Below are 21579 nucleotides of genomic sequence, written 5' to 3' on the forward strand. Positions count from 1 at the left end.
CCGTCGTCGCCGATGCGGACCGTCGAGCCCGGCCGCGGCCGCCCGACCGGGTCAGGACGATCCCCGCCGGTACGCCCAGCAGGGCCGTCCAGGCGCCGACCGGCGTCTCAACGGGCGCAAGCGCCAGCCGGGCCGGCACATCGGCGACGGCGACGACGACGGCGCCCCACGCGGCGGACCAGGGCAGCCAGCGCACCGCCCCGGCCGCGGGGGCGAACCACCGGGCCAGGTGCGGGGCGAGGAAGCCCACCCAGGCCACGGGCCCGCACACGGCCGTCACGGGGGCGATCAGCACCACGGCGACGGCGAGTGCGGTCAGCCGGGCCCGCTGGGCGCGCACGCCGAGCGCCCGGGCGTCCTCGTCGCCCAGCCGCATCACCGAGAGCACCGGTGCGCACAGTACGAGGGCGGGGGCGACCACGAGCAGCCACGGCCACAGGCCCGCCACGTCGTCCCAGGTCCGGGCCGACAGGGAGCCGAGCAGGTAGCGGTAGACGAGCTGGAGGTCGAGCTGGTCGGCCATGACCATCAGCACCAGCAGCGCGGCCTGCAGCGCGGCCGCGACCGCGGCGCCGGTCAGCAGCACGGCGGACGGGCTGCGTCCCAGTCCGGCGGCGAGCAGCGTGAGCCCACCGCCGAGCGCGGCCCCTCCGATGGCCAGCAGGGGCTGGACGGCGGCGGGCAGGGACAGCGCCAGCACCAGGGGCGCGGCCACCCCCAGCGCGGCCCCGGAGGACACGCCCAGCATCTCCGGCACCGCAAGCGGGTTGCGCAGCGCCTCCTGGAGCACGAGTCCCGCCGCCCCCAGGCAGGCGCCGGCGACGAGCGCCAGCACCAGGCGGGGTACGCGCAGTTCGGTGACGACGATCCCGGCGAGCGTGGTGTCCCCCTCCAGCAGCGCGCCGGCGAGCCGGTGCGGAGGGACATAGGGGGTGCCGAGGCTCAGCGCGCAGAACGACGAGACGGCCAGCAGCACGGCCACCAGGAGCGGTTGCCGCACCCGTGCCCGGCGCGCGTGGCGCCGGGCCTCCACCGCCGCGGCCTCCGCCGCCCCGGCCCCCGCCCCGGTGTCCTCCGCCCCGGCGGGCGCGGAGACGGGTGCCCTCACCGCAGCGCGGCCGTGGCCTCGTCGAGGACGATGCCCAGCGAACGGGTGCCGCGGCCCTTGGCCCACACCTCCGGGTCCACCTCGTGGACATCGCCGTTGCGCACGGCCGGGATCTTGCCCCACAGGGGGTTCTCCGCCAGCTTCTCCGAGAGCTTGCCGTCCGCGTCGCCGAAGCTCATCGTCTCGACGAAGAGCACGTCGACGTCCTGGGCGAGGATCTCCTCGAGGCTGTAACTTCCCTCCACGCCGCGGGACTTCCAGGGGTACTCGGCGATCTTGGGGAACAGGCTGGCGGCCACGTCGGTCTCCGGGGTGGCCACGCCGAAGTTCTCGTCGCTGCCGTAGATGACGAGCGCGGTCTTGTCGCTCGGGGTCTTCTCGGCCTCGGCGAGCTTGGTCCGGAAGGCCTTCTCGGCCTTCTCCCCCTCGTCGGTGCGGCCGGTGAGCGCGGCGACGTCGCGCAGGTAGCCGACGCTGTCCTCCCACGTCTCGGGCTGCATGGCCCAGAACGTGGTGGCGCCCTTCAGCGCCGGGGCGAGCTTGCCGTGGGTGTCCCCCAGCCCGATCACGAGGTCGGGCTTGTGGGAGAGGATCGCCTCAACCTCCGGGGCGATGAAACCGCCGGGGATGACGTCGACCTCCTTCGCCTTCTCCTTCCCCAGGAAGCCGGGGTGGGCGAGCAGCGCGCTGTTGGTGGCCGTCGGGACGATGCCCAGCTCGGTCAGGATGTCGTCGCAGAGGGCGAACAGGCAGACGATCCGCTCCGGTTCACCGTCCAGGGAGACCCTGGTGCCGTTCACGTCGGTCAACTCCGTGGCGGCCTTGATGGGTTCGACGGTGACCTCGGTCTTCGCCGTGGGCTCGGCCTTGCCGTCCGCGGTTTCGCCGGACGGCGATCCGCAGCCGACCAGGAGGGAACCCAGCACCGCTGCGGTGATCCAGCCGCGGGTGGATCTCGACGGTGAACGCAGCATTGACGCCCTCGTTTCTTCTCGGGGAGAGCCGGAACACGCCGAAGATACATGATAATCGTTTTCACGATGTCGTTTCCCCGGAGGCCCCCCATGCCCACCGCCGTTCCCATGCTGCTCGTCTCCGACCACGTGGACGGCAGCCTGTACGCGCTGACCGTTCCGGACGGCGCCGTCAAGGGCCGCCTGACCGGCCGTCACCTCTCGGAGCACGCCGGTTTCCTGGCACTGCCGGGAGGGCGGGTGGCCTGCGTCGACGACCGCCGGGGGGAGCTGCTGGTGCTCGATCCCTTCGGTGACGAGCTCGTGGAACTCTCGGTCCCGGTCGCCGTGCCGGCCGAACACCTCGCCTGCGACCCGTCCGGCCGCCGACTGGCCGTCACCACCGGCCTGGGGAAGAACGCAGAGCCGTGGTCGGACCTGCTGACGCTCGTGGACCTGGCAACCGGGGAGGTCTCCCGGGTGCGCACGCGCACCGGCGAACCGGGGGTGACGGTGCCCGGCGGCGGCGATCCGCTGGTCGTGCTGCGGCACCGGGAACCCGGTGCGCTGGCCGTCCACCGGTTCGCGGACCTCCTCGCGGCGCCGCCCGGCTGCCCCCCGGCCGCCCCCCGGACGCTCCTGCCACTGCCGGACGACGGGCACGGGGACGCGTACGCGCCCGGCCCGGGGCATGTGTTCACGGCCACGGGCGAGGGAGTGCACCGGGCCCGGAGGGAGGGCGACGGGCTCACGGCCGAGGCGGTGATCCCCTGGGGGTCGCCCGCCCGCGGCTGGTACCTGCGCCTCGACACCCGCCGGCGGGCGCTGTGGAGCACACTGCGCGGCGGCGCGCCGGATCCGCTGAGGTGGCCGGAGTGGACCAACCAGGCCTGGCGCCACGACCTGGAGACGGGCCGCACCCATCTCACGGAACTCGGCCCCGGCCTGGTCTTCCGCCTGGCCCTCGCCCGGCACCACGCGGCCTTCACCCGCGTCCACCCCGACGGCGACGAACTGGTCCTCCTGGACGCGGACGCCCCGGACGGCGCCGCCCGCCGCCTCCCCCTTCCCCCCATGGACGGCGCCCCGCGCCGCGGCGGCACCCCCTGGGAGGGCGTCCAGCGCAGAGCGGTGGCCGCCTCGCCGGGCTCCGGCTGGGTCGCCGTCACCCGCGGCGGCCACGGCGAGGTGCACGTCCTCGACGCGGAGACGGGCTGCGAGGCGGCCCGTCTCCGGCTGGACACGCCGCTGCACCACGGCGGCCACGTGATGCTGCGCGCCCCGGGCGACGGTGCCGAGGGCGACCCCGTGGGCCGCTGAGGGCACTCGCGGACCGCCCCCGCGCGAGTGCCGCACGCCCGCACCCGCTGACCGTCCGGCGCGGCCGGGTACCGCACGGTCAGCGGCTGGTCCGGCGGTTCCCAGGGCGAGGTGCCGGTCCGCAACAGCGGCACCGGCCCGCTCGGCGGCTGGACCGTCGCGATGGCTCTGGCCCCCGGCCGGACCCTCGGCAGCGTCCGGAACGGCCGGAGCACCGGGACCGGCGGCGCCGTCACCCCCGGTTTCACCGCCACCGGCGGCTCCACCGCGGCACCCGGCGGGAGCCCCGTCTCCGCCGCCCCTCCCGCCACGGCCCCGGCCGTGGCGGGCCCCGCTCAGTCCTCGCCGAAAACCGTCCGCAGCAGGAGCAGGGCGATGTCGTCGGTGCGCTGCCTGGTGGGGCGCACCTTCCGGATGACGGCGTCGACGAGCCGCTCCAGATCCCCCTCGGGGGCGTCGGAGAGTTGACGGACGAGATCGGCGGTGGCCCGGTCGGGGTCGACGCCCGGGGTCTCGACGAGGCCGTCGGTGTAGAGGGCGAGGATCGCGCCCGCCTGCAGGGGTGCGTCGAAGACCTGGTAGTCGGCGTCCGGTTCGACGCCCAGCAGCAGACCGGGCGGGACGCCGAGGGGGCGGGTGCGGCCGTCGGGCCCGCGCAGGAGCGGGTGGGGGTGGCCGGCGCTGGCGATGCTCGCGCGCCGCCGGGCCAGGTCGAGGTGGACGTAGAGGCAGCTGGTGAACAGCCCGGGGTCGAGGTCGATCAGGAGCCGGTTGGTGCGCGCGAGCACCTGGTCCGGGGGGACCCCGGCGGTGGCGTGGGCGTGGATGGCGGTGCGGACCTGGCCCATGAGGGCGGCGGCGGCGACGTTGTGCCCCTGGACGTCCCCGATGACGGCGGCCGCGGTGCTGCCGCTGAGGCGGATGAGGTCGTAGAAGTCGCCGCCGATCTCCATGCCGCGGGTGGCGGGCAGATAGCGGGCGGCCACCCGCAGTCCGGGGACGGCGGGAAGGGTGTGGGGCAGCAGTGCCTGCTGGAGGCCGTGGGCGAGCTGGTGCTTGGTGTCGTACAGGCGCGCCCGGTCCAGTGCCTGGGCGATGAGTCCGGCCAGGGAGGTGAGGACCGCGCGCTCCTCGGCGGCGAACGCGTGGGGCCGGTCGTAGGACAGGGTGCAGCAGCCCACGGGCCTGCCCGAGATGCTCAGCGGCAGATAAGCCCACGCCTGCTTTCCGGTCGTCCGCGGCAGGCCGGGGTACTCGCGCTCCATCTCCTCCGCCGAGGTGTAGAAGAGCGGCGCGGCCTCGGTGAGCACCCGCCCGGCCGGGGTGAGGTCGGTCTCCGGCGGGAGGCCTTCGAGCCGCTCGATGGCCTCCCTGGAGTAGCCGCGGTGGCCGATGATGCGCAGCCGGTCGGCCTCCAGGACGGACAGGATCAGCCCCCTGGCGTCGAAGGCGGGCATGATCTGGTCCGCGACGAGGTCGACCACGTCCTGCACCCCGACGGTCTCGGTCAGAGCCGCGGCCAGGTGCATCATCTGGTAGAGCTGCCCGGCCCTCGCCGGGGCGCTCCCACCGGTCCGCTCGCCGCGCACCGGTGCGGGACTGGGGCCGGTGCCCGCGGGCTCGATGCGTACGCTGATGCCGCTGGCGTCCGGGTAGAGCCGGAAGTCCAGCCAGCGGCCGGGCGGCCGGCGGGCGGTGAAGGAGACGGGCTCGCGGCTGACGACCGCGGCGCGATAGCGGTCCTCGTAGACCGGATCGTCCAGCCAGGGCAGCGAGTGCCACGGGCGCGTGCCCAGCAGTTGGTCGGCGCTGCGGCCCAGCAGCTCGGCGCCGCCCGAGCTGACGAAGGTGATGCGGCCCTCCAGGTCGAGCGCGCAGCAGCCGCCGGGCAGGCGCTCGGCGAAGTCCTCGGCGGCCAGCGCCGACCGCGACCTGCCGGTGCGTGCGGTGCCGGGGCTCAGCACCCGCGGCCGGGTGACCGCCCCGACCGGCCGGCCCGCCGCCTCCTCCTCGTCCAGCAGCCGTGCCAGCCGCCGGCAGTTGGAGACGACGTTGTCGCGCCGCCGCGGAGTGATCCGCTGCGAGTGGGTGCCGGGCCACAGCAGCAGCAGTGAGCCCCTGACACGGTCGGTGGCGACGGGGGCGGCGGCCAGGGCGAAGTGGTACGGCACCGCCACCGCCGTGCGCGGATAGGCCCGGGCCATGTCCTCCTGGCCTCCCACCCACACCAGGCGGTTCTCGCGCACCGCGTCGGCCGCCGGTACGGGTGTGGCCAGACCGACCCTCATCCAGGGTGCGATGAAGTCGAGCGGCGCCCCGTACAGCATCGCCAGGCGCAGCACGTCCCCGTCCGGGGTCAGCAGGTAGAGGCCGCCGACGGACGCGCCCGTGGCGCGCACCACCTCCAGGAACTCCGTCTCCAGCCGGTCGCGCACGACCGCCGCCTCACCCGGCCCGGCCACCGTGCGCTCCTCGCCGGCCCCGCCCGGGGACCAGGCCGCCGGGCGGCCCCCCGGCCGCTCTGCCCGCGGCGCCGGATGCCGTGCGGCACCGGTGCGCCACCCTCGTCCATCCCGGTGGCGGCACCCCGCTGCGGGCCTGCCGAATATCTCCCATACATGGACATTATGACGCTTTCGGTGCGGCGGCACACTGCCGGTTCCGCGCGCCGGGCCGCCCCGGCCGGAAGCCCGGCGTACGGCGCACGGTCAGGCGGTCTCGTCGACGGCGCGGGCCAGGGTGCGCAGGCCCTCGTCCAGCTCGTCCGGGGTCGCGGTGAGCGGCGGGAGCAGCTTGACGACCTCGCTCTCGGGACCGGAGGTCTCGACCAGCAGCCCCAGCTCGAAGGCGCGGGCGCACACCCGGGCGGCGCGCCCGGCGTCGGTGAAGGTCAGCCCCCAGGCCAGACCGCGGCCCCGGTATCCGGCCCCGCTTTGGCGGTGCTCGCGGGCGATCTCGCCCAGGGCGGCCTCGACCTGCTCGCCGCGGGCCAGCGTCTGCTTCTCCGTTCCGCTGTCGGCCCAGTAGGTGTCCAGGGCCGCGGTGGCGGTGACGAAGGCCGGGTTGTTGCCGCGGAAGGTGCCGTTGTGCTCGCCGGGCTCCCAGATGTCCAGCTCGGGCCGGAACAGGGTCAGCGCCATCGGCAGTCCGTAGCCGCTGATCGACTTGGAGAGCGTGATGACGTCGGGGGTGATCCCGGCCTCCTCGAAGGAGAAGAAGCCGCCGGTGCGGCCGCAGCCCATCTGGATGTCGTCGACGATCAGCAGCATGTCCCAGCGGCGGCACAGGCCGGCCAGGGCGCGCAGCCACTCGGCCCGGGCGACGTTGACGCCGCCCTCGCCCTGCACCGTCTCCACGATCACGGCGGCCGGCCGGCTCAGGCCGGAGCCGCGGTCCTCCAGCAGCCGCTCGAACCACAGGAAGTCCTCGACCTTGCCGTCGAGGTAGTTGTCGAACGGCATCGGCACCCCGTGCACCAGGGGGACGCCGGCGCCGGCGCGCTTGAAGGCGTTGCCGGTCACCGCCAGCGCCCCGAGCGACATGCCGTGGAAGGCGTTGGTGAAGGACACCACCGTCTCGCGCCTCTTGACCTTGCGGGCCAGTTTCAGGGCCGCCTCGACGGCGTTGGCGCCGGTCGGGCCGGGGAACATCACCTTGTGGTCCAGGCCGCGCGGACGCAGGACGAGGTCGCGGAAGGTCTCCAGGAAGTCCCGCTTGGCGGTGGTGGACATGTCCAGGCCGTGGGTGACGCCGTCGCGCTCCAGGTAGTCCAGCAGGGCGCGTTTGAGCACCGGGGGGTTGTGCCCGTAGTTGAGCGCGCCCGCCCCGGCGAAGAAGTCCAGGTACACATGGCCGTCCTCGTCCTGGAGGCGGCAGCCGTGCGCGTACTCGAAGACCCTGGGCCAGCCGCGGCAGTAGCTGCGCACCTCGGACTCCAGGGTGTCGAAGACGGAGGTCTCGGCTTCGGTGATGGTCATGGCGGTGTGCTCCTCGGTGGGTGTGGTGCCGGGCGGGCGGCGGGCCGTCCGTCCCCGGCGGGCCGGGACGTGCGGCGGATCAGGGCCGGACGGCGCGGGGCAGCGGCCCGATGCGGTACAGCACCTCGGGGCCGTGGCCGTCCGGGAAGAGTTCCGCGCCGAACAGCGCCTCGCGTTCCAGCGCCGCGCCGTGCCGCCGGGCGAAGACCGTGAACAGCCGGTCGGAGGCGGTGTTCCCCGGTGCGACGGTGGCCTCCAGGTACCGGACCCCCCGCGGGGCCGGCCGGGCGGCCAGATGGTCCAGCATGGCGCCCGCCAGGCCTCGCCCGCGGTGCTCCTCGTCCACCGCCACCTGCCAGACGACCAGCGTGCCGGGCCGCTCCGGGCGCAGGTAGCCGGTGACGAATCCGACGGGCCCGCCGTGCTCACCGCGCGCCACCACCGAGGTGGCGGCGAAGTCCCGGAACCACAGCAGGTAGCTGTAGGAGGAGTTGAGATCGAGTACGCGGGAGTCGCGGGCGATGCGCCACACGGCGGCGCCGTCCTCGATGCCGGGCGCCTCGATCAGGGGTTCCGTCTGCGTCGCCATGGCTTCACCTCCACCGCGGTCGGTATCCGATCTCCCGGCGGCTTCCGCCGAACGGGATCGACCGACAGGAGCCCGAGACTGCCGGGCGCGGATTTCGCGGAGTAATCACCTGCGTTGTCGGACGGTCTTTCCGGTGCGCGGGGCAACTGGCCGGGCCGTCATGCCTGTTCGGCAGGCCTCCCGCACTTGTCGGCACTCATCGAAAACTACTCCGGTGACTTCCGGGCGGCCACCGCAGTTTTTCCCGCCTTTTCCCGTGTGGCGCCGGATGGGGCGGAAAACAACGGAAAGGTCTGCCCGGCCGGCTCCGAAGCCCACCCCAAAGGTCACCCGAACGGCGGAACGCACAGGGCCGCGGCGCGGATCTTCCGGCCGCCGGACGCCCTCCGCGCGCGGCGCTCTCTTTCGCGCCGTGAAAGTTTCCGCCGGGCATGGCCCGTCGGCGCACTTCGCCTCTCCCTGCAGAGGTAGAGACCACAGGGAGTGACTGGAACGTCTTTACAGAGCAACCGCCCGCATGCGTCACTTATGACGCGTTCACGTCAATGCGGGTACGCCGGCGCGTCCGTGCCGGCGCGCTCGCCCGCACCGACGGCACCACCCAGCACCTCCTCCCCCCACTCCCGCCTTCTCGAAGCGCCAGGAGGAAGCCATGCTCTCGCACAGATCCCCCACCCCCCGACGGCTGAGAACCGCCGTGGTCGGCGTGCTCGCCGCCGTACTCGCCCTGCTGACGGGCACGGCGGGCACGGCCGCCGCGGCGCCCCCGCCCGCCAAGGAGCCCCTCAAGCCCGGCACGGCGTTCATGGGCGCCGGCTACCGGCTCCACGAGGGCGGCGCCGCACAGGAGGACCCGCCGCTGGGGGCGCTGGGACACACCAGCGGTGTGCAGGGGATCGACGTCTCGCACTGGCAGGGCGCCATCAACTGGGCCTCGGTACGGAACTCGGGCATCCAGTTCGCCTGGATCAAGGCGACCGAGGGCACCAGTTTCAAGGACTCGCGGTTCAACACCAACTACACGGCGGCGTACAACGCCGGCGTGATCCGCGGCGCCTACCACTTCGCGCGCCCCGACGTCTCCGGCGGCTCGACCCAGGCGGCCTACTTCGCCTCCAACGGCGGTGCGTGGTCCAGGGACAACATGACCCTGCCGGGCGTCCTGGACATCGAGCACAACCCGTACGGGGCGATGTGCTACGGCCTGTCCACCACTCAGATGCGCGCCTGGATCACCGACTTCTACAACACCTACAAGACGCGCACCACCCGCGACGTGGTGATCTACACGACCGCGGGCTGGTGGAACACCTGCACCGGCAACTGGACCGGCATGTACAGCAAGAGCCCGCTGTGGGTGGCGCACTGGACCTCCAGCGAGACCCCGACCATTCCCAGCGGCTTCCCCACCTGGACGGTGTGGCAGTACACCAGCACCGGATCGGTCGCCGGCGTCTCCGGGAACGTGGACCGCAACAAGTTCAACGGCACCAGGGACCGGCTCCTCGCCCTGGCCAACAACACGCCGTAGCCTCCGGGCAGGCGGACGACCGCGGGCCGGCCCCACCGCCCGGCGGAGCAGGCCCGCGGCCCCGTCCCGCCCCGCGCCCCCGTCCCCCGCCCCCGCGACCCGCATGCCCCGCGCGACTCCTCGAGGAGCGACCGTGAACGGTGAGAAAACGCTGCGCCGCCGTCTGCTGATCACCGGTACCGCCGGGCTCGTCGCCGCCGGCGCCCTGCCGGGCACCGCCCGGGCATCGGGCACCGCCCGGGCATCGGGCACCGTCGAACCCGACGTCGACGGCACCCAGGAGTGGAACGCCCGGCCGCCCCGGGGGAACGTCACCGTCCTCGGGTACCGGCCGGACCGGATCGTCGTCCACCACACGGTGAGCGCGAACACCTCCGACCTCTCCCGCGCCCGGGCCCACGCACACGCCCACTGGGTCCAGGACCTGCACATGGACGGCAACGGCTGGATCGACACCGGCTACCACTTCGCCGTCAGCCGGGGCGGCTGGATCACCGAGGGCCGGCACGGCAGCCTGCGGACCCTCACCGGCGGCACCTCCTTCGTGCTCGGCGCGCACACCTCCGGGCAGAACGACCGGGCCGTCGGCATCGCCTGCGAGGGCTCGTACCACGCGGGCGCGGTGCCGCCGCAGGCCCAGTGGGAGGTGCTGGTGGTCCTGTGCGCGTACGTGTGCGAGCGGTACGGCATCGCGCCCGCGCGGATGTACGGCCACAAGGACTTCAACACCGGCACGCTGTGCCCCGGGGTGCTCCACGACATGCTGCCGCGGCTGCGCGACGAGGTGGCGGCACGGCTGGGCTGAGGGAGGCGGGCCGGAACGCCGCGGGGCCCGGACCGCCTCTGTGCGGTCCGGGCCCCGCGCCGCCCTAAGGCGTCCGCCGTGCGCGGTTCACTTCACCGTGCAGACGGTGCCGTTGAGGGTGAAACGGGCCGGCTCGGCGAGCGTGCCCCCCGAGTGGCTTCCCTGGAAACCGAACGACTGGGTGCCGCCCGGTTCGATGTTCCTGTTGTGCTCCACCGGACGGGCCGTCACCGTGCCTCCGGCGGAGGAGACCGTGGCGTTCCAGGCGCTGGTGACCGACTGGCCCGCGGGCAGGGCGAAGTTCATCTCCCAGCCGTTGATCGCGGTGGAGCCGGTGTTCCTGACGCGGACGTCGGCGGTGAAGCCGTTCGACCAGGAGTTGGTGGTGTACGTGACCTCGCAGCCGCTCGGCGCGGGCTCCCCGCCGCCACCGCCGCCGTCACCGCCGCCGCTGCCGCCGGTGTTGACGGACGCGGAGAAGGAGTTCACGGCCAGGCCCGCGCCGTTCTGCCACGGCTCGAAGCCGGCCTGGACGCTCGTCAGGTACCACGAGCGCTGGGCCATGCCGCGGGCGACCGTCTCGTCGACGAAGTCCATGACGTCGAAGCTCATGCTCGTGATCGCCGAGGGGGCGATGAAGGAGATGACGTCGTTGGAGCCGTTGCTGCCGGTCCACACCTCCCAGCTGCGGCCTCCGACGTTCGCCGTGCCGACGCGGGAGCCGATGGGCTGGATCGGGCCGACCCGGTTGAGCCAGATCATGATCTCGGTCCGGTTGACCCCGTCCTTCTTCGGCGTGGGGTCGAGCCAGATGTCGTACGAGGCGTTGTAGACGGCGTTGTCGACGTAGGTGTACGAGACGCTGCTGGGCGCGCTGCCGATCGAGCCGACCTGCATCGGCAGGTTGGTGCCCGGGGAACAGTTGGTGTAGTGGCAGCCGAAGTAGACCGAGGGGTAGGACTTGGGCGCGCCGTTGGTCGGGACGGAGCCGTCGGCCTGGGCGAGCCGGAACCCGGTGCCCGTCACGTCGATGCACTGGGTGGCGCTGGTGCCCCAGCGGTTGTTCTGCACCACGTACCTGCCCTGGATGGTGGTGCTCCCGTACTGGTCGCAGATCCGCTCGTCGGCGCGCGCGGACTGCGCCGTGGCGGTCAGGGCCGTCATGACCCCCGCGACCATCAGGAGGGCCAGCAGGACGGCGCGTGTCCGGGGTAGGCGCCGGAGGGGGATGCGAAGGGAAGAAGTCATGCTGTCCTTTCGGCAGGAGCGGGGCAGGGAGACGCTGGGAGCGCTCCCATCACTGCGCGGCGGACTCTATGACCATCCCAGGGGACATGACAAGACGGGCCGCACCCTCGACTTCCACCCCCACCCCCGGATCAGCGCATATCACCGCAGGTCGTGAGCAACCGGGCATTCGTCCTCCTTAGGCCCGGCGGGGCCGCCCGGAGTCAGAGTTCGCGGACGACGCGGGCCGGATTGCCCACCGCGACGACGTTCGCGGGCAGATCCCGGGTGACGACGGCTCCGGCGCCGACCACCGTGTTCTCGCCCACCGTCACACCGGGGCAGACGATGACGCCGCCCCCCAGCCACACGTTGTCGCCGACGGTGACCGGCTCGGCCGCCTCCCACTTGGCGCGGCGCCGCTCCGGGTCGAGCGGATGGGTCGGGGTGAGCAACTGGACGTTCGGGCCGATCTGGACGTCGGCGCCGATCGAGACGGGGGCGACGTCGAGCATGACCGCACCGAAGTTGACGAACGTGCCGGGCCCGATGGTGATCCGGTAGCCGTAGTCGACGTACAGCGGCGGCCGGACCTCGGCCCCCTCCCCCAGCCCGCCCAGCAGCTCGGCGAGCACCGCCCGGCGCGCGGCGGGGCCAGCGGCCGGCGAGGCGTTGAACCGCTCGCACAGCTCGGCCGCGCGCCGCAGGTCGGCGGCCAGTTCGGGATCGTCGGCGAGATAGGGCTCACCGGCGAGCATGCGGTCCTTGTGGCTGGTCACGACACCCCTCCGATCAACGTCACCGCCCGCCGGGCCGACCGCCCGGCGGCTCGGCGGGCACACCGTACGGATTCCCCGGAACCCCGTCGGCGTCACCGCCGTGTCCGGCCCGGTGGGCGGTGAACCGGCGCCGGCCCCGGCCGGCACACGGCCGCCTCCCGTCCCGCCCGGCTCACCCGGACGTGCGCACGGGCCGGTATTTGGGACAACGATGGTGGCGCGGCGGCTCCAGGTGTGTGACGGTGGGGGGAGCCGCCTCGCCGTCTGGCCGGGTGGCTCCTACGCCCGCGCCGGCCGGACCTCCCCGAACCGCCCGATCCGGAAACCGTCTCCGGCCGACACGAGCCGATCCACCCCGGAAGGGGGTCGAAGGGCCATGCGCACCCTGTCCGTCGCCATCACCCGCCAACACGACACCGTCGTCCTGCACCCCCGCGGCGACGTCGACCACGACAGCGCGCCGGCCCTGACGGGCGTCCTGGAGGAACTCGACCAGCCGTGGCGGAGCCTGGCCGTGGACCTGTCGAGCGTCCCCTTCATGGACTCCGCCGGCCTGCACGCCCTGCTCTCCCTGGAGCGCCGCTGCCGGGACCGCGGAGCCCCCCTGACCCTGACCGGCGTCGGCGAGCAGCCCGGCAGGCTGCTGGAACTGGTCGGTCTGGCGGGGTTCTTCACCGTCGCCGGCTGACCGCTCCCCCCTTTCCGGGCCCCTGCACAGGTCCGTCCCCGGCGGTGGTTGCGGCGGGGCGGTGCGACAGCGGCGTATGGTGTGGACAACAGCGGGAAGACGCACCATGGACACCGCTGTGTTGACTGGGGGACCGGCGATGGAACTGCTGAGCGAGGGTTTGGGGGCTCCCCATTTGCGCGCCGACTTCGACGGCCACTCAGGCACCATCGCCCAGGCCCGCGACGCCGCCGACGCCTTCCTGACGAAACTGGCGGGCACCGAGCCGCCCGCCGGGGAGCGCTCGCACGACGACGTGCTGCTGGTCGTCTCCGAACTGGTCACCAACGCCGTACGCCACGCCCCCGGCCCGCTCACCCTGTGCCTGGCGTTCGCCGAGGGCCGCGTGCAGGTCACCGTCCGCGACAGCGACCCGGCCCCGCCCAGGCCCCGCCAGGCGGACCTGAACAGCGGCGGGGGCGGCTTCGGCTGGTCCATCGTCGAGCGGATCGCCGACCGGCTCAGCGTCCACCCGATGCCGGACGGCAAGGAGGTCCACGCCTTCCTGCCGTGGTGAAACCGGCTCCGTGCCGCCGGGGTCCGGCCAGGTTTGACGGTCATGGCCCCCTTGTCCCTCCTCACCCGGACACAGCACGGACTCCAGGCCTTCCGGGCCTGTCTCGACGGGGACCTGGACGCCCCCGTCGAGCACTGCGGCGGCTGGACACTGCGCGATCCGGCCGGGCACCTGGGCGCGGGCAACCGGTGGGCCGCGGCGGCCGTGACCGAGGGGCACGGCGACCACCGGCCCCGGACTCCCCGGGATCCGGCGGAACCGGCGGGGCGGTTCGAGGGGACGTGCTCGGTGCTGCTGGAGGCGCTGCGGTCCGATCCCTCCGCCCCGGCCTGGACGTTCCACCCTCCGCACACGGTCGGCTTCCGGCGGCGGCGCCGCTGCCTGGAGACCCTCGTACACCGGTGGGACGCCGAGAACGCGCTCGGCACGGCCCGCCCGCTCGGCACGGAGACGGCAGCCGAGAGCGTGGCGGAGGTGTTCGACACCATGGCACCGCGGCAGTCGGCACGGGGGCGCGCGGTCGCGCCCGGGCAGGCCGTACGCCTGGTCTCCACCGGCACCGGCGCGCCGTGGGTCCACGGCCCCGGCACTCCGGTCGCCACGGCCTCCGCCACCGCCGCGGACCTGCCGCTCATGCTGTGGGGACGCGTCCCGGCCGACGACGGGCGGATCGCCTGGGAGGGCGACCGCGCGGCCGGGCTCCGGGTCCTGGACGGCCCGCTGGTCCCCTGACCTGGTCTCCCGTGCACGGCCCCGGCCCCCGCCGCCGGCAGCGGCCGGTACGGGTTCCGGATGCCCTGCCGGATATCCGCGATCCCCGCTCCCCGCCGGTTCCCTGTCGCGCCCCACAGGCGCATCATGGACATATGGCGTGAAACGGAGGTTCAGCCATGCTGGAAGTCAAGACCACCGAGAAGCCGGACGAGCGGCGCGACTTCCCCAGTGGCCACCTCGAAGCCCTCCACCTCACCGGGCTGGACTTCGCCGTGGCCACGTTCGAGCCCGGCTGGCGCTGGTCGGAGTCGGTGGGCCCGATCGCCGGAACGGACAGCTGCCGGATCCACCACAACGGCTATGTGGTGCGAGGGCGGATGCGGCTGCGCATGGACGACGGCCAGGAGGCCGAGGTCGGGCCGGGCGACGTGTTCGTCTGCCCGCCGGGGCACGACGCCTGGGTCGTCGGCGACGAGACGGTCGTGCTGTACGACTTCGCCGGCTCCATGGCCGAGGAGTACGCCAAGGCCCGGTAGCGACCGCCGCAGGAGGAGTCCCATGACGTTCGTACAGCTCATCGAGTACGAGACGACGCACGACAAGGAGATGATGGACCTCTGGGAGCAGTGGATGCGGATGACGGAGGGCAAGCGGACCCTCTCCCGTGAGATGCACGGGCGGGACCGCGAGAACTCCACGCACTACGTGGACATCGTCGAGTTCCCCTCCTACGAGGAGGCGATGAGGAACAGCGAACTGCCCGAGACCCAGCGCGTCTCCGAGCAGATCAGGGGGCTGTGCAGCAAGGAGCCCCGCTTCGTGAACCTGGAGGTGGTCGAGGAGATGTCCTGACCGCGCCGCCGGCGGGCCCGGGGCCCGCCGGCCGTCCGCGCCGGCCCCCTCACCGGGTTGTACCGGCACGCAGGACACCGCCCCTTCCGGCCGCTCCGCGATGAAACAGGGGTTTTACCCGAACAGTCCGTATATCCACCCTTCTTTCCCGGAGAGGATCACGGGTGCCCAGTCATCCGCGATCCCGAGGGAAAGGCAGACCGTGGACAGAAGACGTTTCATCCAGGCGAGTTCGCTGACCGGAGGCGCGCTGCTCCTCCCCGCGCTCGGCACGGCGCCGCCCGCCGCCGCGCGGGAGGCCGTGGCGCTGCCGCCCGTCGATGACCCGCTCTACCGCGAGCCGATCGCCGATCCCGCCGCCATCCCCAGGTTCGCCGATCCGCTGCCCCGCCCGTCACGCGTCGACGCGCTGGGCGGCGGCGACCAGACCCTCGTGATGGGTCCGACGCGCCAGGACCTCCTCGGCGGCGGGCTGGGCCTCACCACACCGGTGTGGGGGTTCGGAGTGCGCAGGCGCCACGGTGGCGGCCTGTCGTCAGCGGGCCCGGCGCCGGTGTCCTACCCCGGCCCCACCCTGGTGGCCCACCGGGACAGGCCCGTACGGGTGCACTGGATCAACGGCCTGCCCCACCGGCACCTGCTGCCGGTGGACACCACGATCCACTGGGCCTTCGCCCACACCGGCCACACCATCGAACGCGACGGCGTGCCGGCCGTGGTGCACCTGCACGGCGGGCACACCGAGCCGGACAGCGACGGCCACCCCGACGCGTGGTACACACCCGGCGGTGCCGTCGGGCCGCGCTTCGACGGCACACGGTTCCACTACGACAACAGCCAGGAGGCCGCCACCCTCTGGTACCACGACCACACCCTCGGCATCACCCGGCTCAACGTCTACGCCGGGCTGGCCGGCTTCTACCTCCTGCGCGACCCGCACGAGCTCTCGCTCATCGAGCACCACCGCCTGCCCAGCGGGCCGTACGAGCTGGAACTGGTGATCCAGGACCGCATGTTCCACCCCGACGGGCGGCTGGCCTACCCGGACGTCCCCGCCGACTCGCCCGACTGGCCGGGCGGCCCGTCGGTGCAGCCCGAGTTCTTCGGGCAGGTCATCCTGGTCAACGGCAAGGCGTGGCCGTACCTGGACGTGGAGCCGCGCCAGTACCGGCTGCGGCTGCTCAACGGGTCGAACTCGCGCTTCTACCGGCTGTCGGCCGGCGGGCGGTGGCCGTTCCCCGTCACCCTGATCGGAACCGAACTCGGCTTCCTGCACCGGCCGCACCCGCTGGACGGACCGCTGGTGCTCGCCCCCGGCGAGCGGGTGGACCTGGTCGTCGACTTCCGGGGCCTGGAGGGCCAGGCCCACACCCTCACCAACGACGCGCCCACGCCCTTCCCCGACGGCGACCCCGTGGCCCCGCCCGCCGACCAGGTGATGCGGTTCCGGGTGAACCGGGCCCGCGACGAGCGGGTCCCCGAACCCCGGCTGCCGCGGACGCTGCGCCGCGGCCCCTTCCGCATCCCCAGGCCCCCGGCCCGGACCCGCCGGCTGCTGCTGTTCGAGGGCACCGACGAGTTCGGCAGGATGAAGCCGCTGCTGGGCACCGTCGAGCGGGGCGCGCTGGAGTGGTCCGACCCGGTCACCGAGGATCCCGGACTGCACACCGCCGAGGTCTGGGAGATCTTCAACACCACGCCCGACACCCATCCGATCCATCTGCACCTGGTGCGGTTCCAGGTGCTGGACCGGGCGCCGTTCACCGCCGACCAGGACCCGCGGACCGGGGCGCTGTCCAACATCGCGGTCGGGCAGCCGCAGCAGCCGGACGCCACCGAGCGGGGCCCGAAGGACACCGTGCCGGCCCCGCCCGGCCAGGTCACCCGGATCAAGGCGCTCTTCGACAGGCGCGGTCTCTACGTCTGGCACTGCCACATCCTCGAGCACGAGGATCACGAGATGATGCGGAACTACCGGATCCGCTGACCCCCGGGGAAGCGCGCGAGGGGGCCCTCCGGATCCGGAGGACCCCCTCGCGCGCCGGCCGCGCCGCCGCGGTCCGGTCGGCGCGGCCCGGTCAGGCGGCGGACGGCGCGGCGGCGGCCGAGACCTTGGCGAGGACCTCGGCGAGCTGTCCGGTGACCTCGGCGTCGTCGGCCGGGTGGGCCTCGGCGAAGCGCACGACCGAGTTGGGGATGGAGAGCTTCACGTCCTCCAGGACGGTGGCGCCCGCGATGCCCGCGGCCTTGCGGGCCTCGTCCTGCGCCCAGACGCCGCCGTACTGCCCGAAGGCGGTGCCGACGACGGCCACCGGCTTGCCGGACAGGGCACCGGCGCCGTAGGGGCGGGAGAGCCAGTCGATCGCGTTCTTCAGCACGGCCGGGATGGTGCCGTTGTACTCGGGCGAGAACAGCAGGAAGGCGTCGGCTCCGCCGGCCACCTCGCGCAGCCGCACGGCCTCGGCGGGCACGGAGCCCTCGACGTCGACGTCCTCGTTGTAGAAGGGCAGGTCGCCCAGGCCCTCGTGGAGGACGATCTCGACGCCGTCGGGGGCGTGCTTCACGGCGGCCTCGGCGAGCTGGCGGTTGTGCGAGCCGGAGCGGAGGCTGCCGACGAGGGCGAGGATACGGACGGACATGACGTCTCCTGGGAGTCGGGAAGGAGTGGGGCGGCAAACGGACCGTGGTCCGCATACTTTCTAGCACGCTAACCGGACCGTGGTCCATTTTCTTCCCCCGGAGGTACGCTGAGGTCCGTGACCCCAACCGCGCCGCCCGACGACGAACAAGGCCACCCCGGGCAGACGGCCGAGCAGGCCGCCGGGCAGCCACTGCTGCCGCTGGCCGGCCAGACGCCCCCCATGCGCGCGGACGCGGCCCGCAACCGGACGCGTCTGCTGGAGGCCGCCGCCCGGCTGGTGGCCGAGCGCGGCCCGGAGCACCTGACCATGGAGGCGGTCGCGGCGGCCGCCTCGGTCGGCAAGGGGACGGTCTTCCGGCGCTTCGGCGACCGGGGCGGTCTGCTCATGGCCCTCCTGGACCACTCCGAGCGCCTCTACCAGGAGTCCTTCCTCACCGGCCCCCCGCCGCTGGGCCCCGGGGCGCCCCCCGTACGGCGGCTGGAGGAGTTCGGGATCGCCACGCTCAGGCACCTGGCCGCCCACCGCGCCCTGCTGCTGGCCGCCGAGCCGGAGGCGTGCAGGCGCTTCGAGCCCCCGCCCCGCCGCTTGGTCCTCACCCACCTCACCGCGCTGCTGCGCGAGGCGGACGTCGGCGGCGACGCCGAACTGCTCGCCCACACCCTCGCCGGCCACCTGGACGTCGCGCTCCTGCACCACCTCACCCGGCGGCGCGGCATGCCGCTGGAGCGCATGGAGGCCGGCTGGCTCGACCTGGTCGCCCGCGTCACCCGCACCTGACCCGCCGGGCCGTCCCTGCCCGCCGTACCGCCCCGGCCCGCGGCGGCGCGGGCTCAGTGCCCCCGGTCGATCCACTCCTGGAGGTGGGGCGCCTCGGCGCCGATGGTGGTGGACTCGCCGTGGCCGGTGCGCACCACCGTCTCCGGCGGGAGGGTGAGCAGCCTGTCGCGGATGGAGCCGATGATGGTCGGGAAGTGCGAGAAGGACCGCCCCGTGGCTCCGGGGCCGCCTGCGAAGAGGGTGTCGCCGGTGAAGACCGTGCCCAGCTCCGGGGCGTACAGGCAGACCGCGCCGGGCGCGTGACCGGGGGTGTGCAGCACCGTCAGCCCGGTCCCGGCGACGGTGAGCGTCTGCCCGTCGGCCAGTTCCCCGTCCGGCGCGCGGCCGGGGTGGGTCAGGTCCCACAGCGGCCGGTCGTCGGGGTGGAGGAGGACGGGCGCGCCGGTGGCCTCGGCCAGGGCCGGGGCGGCGCCGATGTGGTCGTCGTGGGCGTGGGTGCACACGATGGCGGTCAGCCGCCGCCCGTCCAGCGCGCGGGCGATGGCGTCGGCGTCGTGGGCGGCGTCGACGACCAGCGCCTCGTCCTCGTCGCCGACGATCCAGACGTTGTTGTCCACCTCCCAGGTGCCGCCGTCCAGGGAGAAGGTGCCGGAGGTGGTCAGACGGCCGACGCGGACGGTGCTCACAGGACCACCACCGAACGCAGCACGTCGCCGGCCTCCATACGGTCGAACGCCTCCTCCACGCCGTCCAGCGCGATGGTCTCGCTGACGAACGCGTCCAGGTCCAGCCGGCCCTGGAGGTAGAGGTCGATGAGCATGGGGAAGTCGCGGGAGGGCAGGCAGTCGCCGTACCAGGACGACTTCAGCGCCCCGCCCCGGCCGAAGACGTCCAGCAGCGGCAGCTCCAGCCTCATCTCGGGGGTGGGCACCCCCACCAGCACCACCGTCCCGGCCAGGTCCCGGGCATAGAAGGCCTGCCGGTAGGTCTCGGGGACGCCGACGGCGTCGATGACCACGTCCGCGCCGAACCCTCCGGTCAGCTCCCGCACCGCCTCCACCGGGTCGTTCTCGCGGGAGTCGACGGTGTGGGTGGCGCCCAGCTTCCGGGCGGTGGCCAGCTTGCGGCCGTCGATGTCGACGGCGATGACCCGCGAGGCTCCGGCCAGGTTGGCGCCCATCACCGCCGCTCCGCCCACCCCGCCGCAGCCGATGACGGCAACGCTGTCGCCGCGCTGGACGTTCCCGGTGTTCAGCGCGGCGCCGAGGCCGGCCATCACACCGCAGCCCAGCAGGCCGGCGACGGCCGGCGACGCGGCCGGGTCGACCTTGGTGCACTGCCCGGCGTGGACCAGGGTCCTGTCCGCGAACGCCCCGATGCCCAGCGCCGCGGACAGCTCGGTGCCGTCCTCCAGCGTCATCCGCTGCGCGGCGTTGTGGGTGGCGAAGCAGTACCAGGGCCGCCCGCGGCGGCAGGCGCGGCACTGTCCGCACACCGCCCGCCAGTTCAGGATCACGAAGTCGCCGGGTCCCACCTCGGTCACGCCCTCGCCGACCGACTCCACCACGCCCGCGGCCTCGTGCCCCAGCATGAACGGGAAGTCGTCGGAGATGCCGCCCTGACGGTAGTGCAGGTCGGTGTGGCACACCCCGCACGCCTGCACCTTCACCACCGCCTCGCCGGGGCCGGGATCGGGCACCACGACCGTCTCGACGGTGACCGGCTCGTTCTTCCGCCGGGCGATGACCGCCCGCACCTTCTGTGACACGTCCTCGCAGCCTCTCCTGTGGTCGGGGATCTCTCGGCCCGCCTGGGTGGCGCGCCCGATCCCACCGCTACCCCGAACCTCCCCCGCCGACCCGCCGCTCCACCCGCGGCGGGGGCGCGGGAGGGCCACCCGGGCGGACGGCGTCCACGCGGCCGGCCTCCGGGAGCCCGCGAGGGCCGACGGGCGTCCGGCTCCGCCGGACGGCCGGCCGCGGTGCTGTAGTGTTGCCGCTCCGCCACACAGTGCGACGCGAGGAGGTGAGACCGGTCGACGCCAGGTCAGGCAGGGCTCTCTCGTCCCGCGGTCCCTCACAGGCGCCGGTCTACCGGCGCGGGTGACCGCGAGAGCGCCCTTCGGCATCCCGAAAGGCCCTCATGCCCCACCCTTCCTCCTCCTCCGCTCCCTCCGCTCCTCCAGGGCCTTCCGCCCTGTCCGCCGTCGCCGCCCGGCTCCGGGCCGCCGGCTGCGTCTTCGCCGAGGACGAGGCGCGGTTGATGCTGTCCACCGCCCGTACCCCCGGTGAGCTCGCCGCCATGGTGGAGCGCCGGACCGGCGGTCTGCCGCTCGAACACGTCCTGGGCTGGGCGGAGTTCTGCGGTCTGCGCATCGCCGTGGAGCCGGGGGTCTTCGTGCCACGCCGCCGTACCGGGTTCCTCGCCCGGCGGGCCGCGGAGCTCGCCGGGCGCCGGCGCGGCACCGTCGTACTCGATCTGTGCTGCGGTTCGGGTGCGGTGGGCGCCGCGGTGGCGGCGGCCGCGGCGGAGGTGGAGCTGTACGCCTCCGACATCGATCCGGCCGCGGCACGCTGCGCGCGCCGCAACGTCGCCTCCGCCGGGGGCCGGGTTTACGAGGGCGATCTGTACGCCCCGCTGCCCGCCGCCCTGCGCGGCCGCGTCGACGTGCTGGTCGCCAACGCGCCCTACGTCCCCACCGGCGAGATGGGGCTGCTGCCTGCGGAGGCCCGCGAGCACGAACCGCCGTCGGCGCTCGACGGCGGACCGGACGGGCTCGGCGTACAGCGGCGGGTGATCGAGGAGGCGCCGCGGTGGCTGGCGCCGGACGGGCATCTGCTGGTGGAGACGGGCGGGCACCAGGCGCCGCGGACGGCGGAGGCGGTCGCCCGGGCCGGGCTGGTGCCGCGGACGGCCGTCTGCGAGGAGTTGTGCGCCACCGTCGTCATCGGCTCCCCGGCGAGCGGCGGCGACGGGTCACGGCCGGACTGACGGCGGAGGGCCGGGACGCCCCGGTGCGGGGCGCCCCGGCCCTCCGGTCGGGTGGCGCGCGGTCGAGGTG

21 protein-coding genes and 1 pseudogene are annotated in these 21579 nt (G+C 73.9%); 12 read left to right on the forward strand and 10 right to left on the reverse strand.

The window, feature by feature from the left end; all coding sequences use genetic code 11:
- A partial coding sequence (locus ACLIYP_RS16850) for a FecCD family ABC transporter permease (protein ID WP_412713977.1) occupies positions 1–982 on the reverse strand: 982 nt, incomplete at its 3' end.
- Positions 983–1104: 122 nt separating this feature from the next.
- On the reverse strand, positions 1105–2082 hold the full coding sequence (locus tag ACLIYP_RS16855) for an ABC transporter substrate-binding protein (protein ID WP_412713954.1): 978 nt from the start codon (positions 2080–2082) through the stop codon (positions 1105–1107).
- Positions 2083–2172: 90 nt separating this feature from the next.
- Here ACLIYP_RS16855 and ACLIYP_RS16860 point away from each other — a divergent pair, with 90 nt between their 5' ends.
- A complete protein-coding gene (locus tag ACLIYP_RS16860) occupies positions 2173–3381 on the forward strand; it encodes a YncE family protein (RefSeq protein ID WP_412713955.1) in 1209 nt (402 codons plus the stop codon).
- Positions 3382–3456: 75 nt separating this feature from the next.
- A pseudogene (locus ACLIYP_RS16865) lies at positions 3457–3609 on the forward strand (cellulose binding domain-containing protein); the annotation flags it as partial.
- Between the two features lie 107 nt (positions 3610–3716).
- On the opposite strand, the gene ACLIYP_RS16870 reads toward ACLIYP_RS16865, so the two are convergent.
- From ACLIYP_RS16870 to ectA, 3 genes are all read right to left on the reverse strand, one after another.
- Complete coding sequence (locus ACLIYP_RS16870) at positions 3717–5843, reverse strand: SpoIIE family protein phosphatase (protein ID WP_412713956.1); 2127 nt, start codon at positions 5841–5843, stop codon at positions 3717–3719.
- A 246-nt stretch (positions 5844–6089) separates the two neighbouring features.
- Positions 6090–7358 (reverse strand): diaminobutyrate--2-oxoglutarate transaminase, encoded by a 1269-nt coding sequence (gene ectB, locus ACLIYP_RS16875; RefSeq protein ID WP_412713957.1) that lies wholly within the window; start codon positions 7356–7358, stop codon positions 6090–6092.
- Positions 7359–7437: 79 nt separating this feature from the next.
- Positions 7438–7947: a diaminobutyrate acetyltransferase gene (gene ectA, locus ACLIYP_RS16880; RefSeq protein WP_412713958.1), complete on the reverse strand. Its 510-nt coding sequence runs from the start codon at positions 7945–7947 to the stop codon at positions 7438–7440.
- A gap of 652 nt (positions 7948–8599) precedes the next feature.
- Between ectA and ACLIYP_RS16885 the strand changes: the two genes are divergently transcribed.
- Positions 8600–9478 (forward strand): lysozyme, encoded by an 879-nt coding sequence (locus tag ACLIYP_RS16885; RefSeq protein WP_412713959.1) that lies wholly within the window; start codon positions 8600–8602, stop codon positions 9476–9478.
- A 103-nt stretch (positions 9479–9581) separates the two neighbouring features.
- A complete protein-coding gene (locus tag ACLIYP_RS16890; protein WP_412713960.1) occupies positions 9582–10283 on the forward strand; it encodes a peptidoglycan recognition protein family protein in 702 nt (233 codons plus the stop codon).
- 87 nt (positions 10284–10370) lie between these two features.
- On the opposite strand, the gene ACLIYP_RS16895 is transcribed toward ACLIYP_RS16890, so the two are convergent.
- Both ACLIYP_RS16895 and ACLIYP_RS16900 read right to left on the reverse strand, forming a co-directional pair.
- Positions 10371–11531, reverse strand: a complete 1161-nt coding sequence (locus tag ACLIYP_RS16895) for a GH12 family glycosyl hydrolase domain-containing protein (protein ID WP_412713961.1) — start codon at positions 11529–11531, stop codon at positions 10371–10373.
- 203 nt (positions 11532–11734) lie between these two features.
- Complete coding sequence (locus ACLIYP_RS16900; RefSeq protein WP_412713978.1) at positions 11735–12268, reverse strand: sugar O-acetyltransferase; 534 nt, start codon at positions 12266–12268, stop codon at positions 11735–11737.
- Between the two features lie 397 nt (positions 12269–12665).
- On the opposite strand from ACLIYP_RS16900, the gene ACLIYP_RS16905 reads away from it, so the two are divergent.
- The 6 genes from ACLIYP_RS16905 to ACLIYP_RS16930 all read left to right on the forward strand — a co-directional run bounded on the left by ACLIYP_RS16905 (position 12666) and on the right by ACLIYP_RS16930 (position 17086).
- Positions 12666–12977 (forward strand): STAS domain-containing protein, encoded by a 312-nt coding sequence (locus tag ACLIYP_RS16905; protein ID WP_412713962.1) that lies wholly within the window; start codon positions 12666–12668, stop codon positions 12975–12977.
- A gap of 106 nt (positions 12978–13083) precedes the next feature.
- Positions 13084–13533: an ATP-binding protein gene (locus ACLIYP_RS16910; protein ID WP_412713963.1), complete on the forward strand. Its 450-nt coding sequence runs from the start codon at positions 13084–13086 to the stop codon at positions 13531–13533.
- Between the two features lie 42 nt (positions 13534–13575).
- On the forward strand, positions 13576–14265 hold the full coding sequence (locus ACLIYP_RS16915; protein WP_412713964.1) for a maleylpyruvate isomerase family mycothiol-dependent enzyme: 690 nt from the start codon (positions 13576–13578) through the stop codon (positions 14263–14265).
- A 158-nt stretch (positions 14266–14423) separates the two neighbouring features.
- On the forward strand, positions 14424–14783 hold the full coding sequence (locus ACLIYP_RS16920) for a cupin domain-containing protein (protein ID WP_412713965.1): 360 nt from the start codon (positions 14424–14426) through the stop codon (positions 14781–14783).
- Between the two features lie 22 nt (positions 14784–14805).
- The gene (locus ACLIYP_RS16925; protein WP_412713966.1) at positions 14806–15099 is read left to right on the forward strand and encodes a hypothetical protein; all 294 of its coding nucleotides are present in this window, start codon (positions 14806–14808) and stop codon (positions 15097–15099) included.
- A gap of 202 nt (positions 15100–15301) precedes the next feature.
- Complete coding sequence (locus ACLIYP_RS16930) at positions 15302–17086, forward strand: multicopper oxidase family protein (protein WP_412713967.1); 1785 nt, start codon at positions 15302–15304, stop codon at positions 17084–17086.
- A gap of 91 nt (positions 17087–17177) precedes the next feature.
- Here ACLIYP_RS16930 and ACLIYP_RS16935 read toward each other — a convergent pair whose 3' ends face one another.
- Complete coding sequence (locus ACLIYP_RS16935) at positions 17178–17738, reverse strand: NAD(P)H-dependent oxidoreductase (protein WP_412713968.1); 561 nt, start codon at positions 17736–17738, stop codon at positions 17178–17180.
- A gap of 108 nt (positions 17739–17846) precedes the next feature.
- Between ACLIYP_RS16935 and ACLIYP_RS16940 the strand changes: the two genes are divergently transcribed.
- The gene (locus ACLIYP_RS16940) at positions 17847–18518 is read left to right on the forward strand and encodes a TetR/AcrR family transcriptional regulator (protein ID WP_412713979.1); all 672 of its coding nucleotides are present in this window, start codon (positions 17847–17849) and stop codon (positions 18516–18518) included.
- A gap of 53 nt (positions 18519–18571) precedes the next feature.
- Here ACLIYP_RS16940 and ACLIYP_RS16945 read toward each other — a convergent pair whose 3' ends face one another.
- Together ACLIYP_RS16945 and ACLIYP_RS16950 are read right to left on the reverse strand one after the other, a co-directional pair.
- A complete protein-coding gene (locus ACLIYP_RS16945; protein WP_412713969.1) occupies positions 18572–19204 on the reverse strand; it encodes an MBL fold metallo-hydrolase in 633 nt (210 codons plus the stop codon).
- Positions 19201–20286: an S-(hydroxymethyl)mycothiol dehydrogenase gene (locus tag ACLIYP_RS16950; RefSeq protein WP_412713970.1), complete on the reverse strand. Its 1086-nt coding sequence runs from the start codon at positions 20284–20286 to the stop codon at positions 19201–19203. Before ACLIYP_RS16950 ends, ACLIYP_RS16945 begins: the two co-directional genes overlap by 4 nt.
- A 374-nt stretch (positions 20287–20660) precedes the next feature.
- On the opposite strand from ACLIYP_RS16950, the gene ACLIYP_RS16955 reads away from it, so the two are divergent.
- Positions 20661–21509, forward strand: coding sequence for a putative protein N(5)-glutamine methyltransferase (locus tag ACLIYP_RS16955; protein WP_412713971.1), 849 nt, complete (start codon positions 20661–20663; stop codon positions 21507–21509).
- Positions 21510–21579: the final 70 nt, after the last annotated feature.

The sequence above is a fragment of the Streptomyces nanhaiensis genome (assembly GCF_046614825.1).
Classification (GTDB): domain Bacteria; phylum Actinomycetota; class Actinomycetes; order Streptomycetales; family Streptomycetaceae; genus Streptomyces; species Streptomyces radiopugnans.

Bases quoted from the DNA above. Each gene is read 5' to 3' on its own strand.
- ACLIYP_RS16860 (WP_412713955.1), top strand. From the start codon at position 2,173: ATGCCCACCGCCGTTCCCATGCTGCTCGTCTCCGACCACGTGGACGGC.
- ectB (WP_412713957.1), bottom strand. From the start codon at position 7,358: ATGACCATCACCGAAGCCGAGACCTCCGTCTTCGACACCCTGGAGTCC.
- ACLIYP_RS16955 (WP_412713971.1), top strand. From the start codon at position 20,661: ATGCCCCACCCTTCCTCCTCCTCCGCTCCCTCCGCTCCTCCAGGGCCT.
- ectA (WP_412713958.1), bottom strand. From the start codon at position 7,947: ATGGCGACGCAGACGGAACCCCTGATCGAGGCGCCCGGCATCGAGGAC.
- ACLIYP_RS16905 (WP_412713962.1), top strand. From the start codon at position 12,666: ATGCGCACCCTGTCCGTCGCCATCACCCGCCAACACGACACCGTCGTC.
- ACLIYP_RS16900 (WP_412713978.1), bottom strand. From the start codon at position 12,268: ATGCTCGCCGGTGAGCCCTATCTCGCCGACGATCCCGAACTGGCCGCC.
- ACLIYP_RS16885 (WP_412713959.1), top strand. From the start codon at position 8,600: ATGCTCTCGCACAGATCCCCCACCCCCCGACGGCTGAGAACCGCCGTG.
- ACLIYP_RS16895 (WP_412713961.1), bottom strand. From the start codon at position 11,531: ATGACTTCTTCCCTTCGCATCCCCCTCCGGCGCCTACCCCGGACACGC.
- ACLIYP_RS16925 (WP_412713966.1), top strand. From the start codon at position 14,806: ATGACGTTCGTACAGCTCATCGAGTACGAGACGACGCACGACAAGGAG.
- ACLIYP_RS16890 (WP_412713960.1), top strand. From the start codon at position 9,582: ATGCCCCGCGCGACTCCTCGAGGAGCGACCGTGAACGGTGAGAAAACG.
- ACLIYP_RS16910 (WP_412713963.1), top strand. From the start codon at position 13,084: ATGGACACCGCTGTGTTGACTGGGGGACCGGCGATGGAACTGCTGAGC.
- ACLIYP_RS16935 (WP_412713968.1), bottom strand. From the start codon at position 17,738: ATGTCCGTCCGTATCCTCGCCCTCGTCGGCAGCCTCCGCTCCGGCTCG.
- ACLIYP_RS16915 (WP_412713964.1), top strand. From the start codon at position 13,576: ATGGCCCCCTTGTCCCTCCTCACCCGGACACAGCACGGACTCCAGGCC.
- ACLIYP_RS16855 (WP_412713954.1), bottom strand. From the start codon at position 2,082: ATGCTGCGTTCACCGTCGAGATCCACCCGCGGCTGGATCACCGCAGCG.
- ACLIYP_RS16920 (WP_412713965.1), top strand. From the start codon at position 14,424: ATGCTGGAAGTCAAGACCACCGAGAAGCCGGACGAGCGGCGCGACTTC.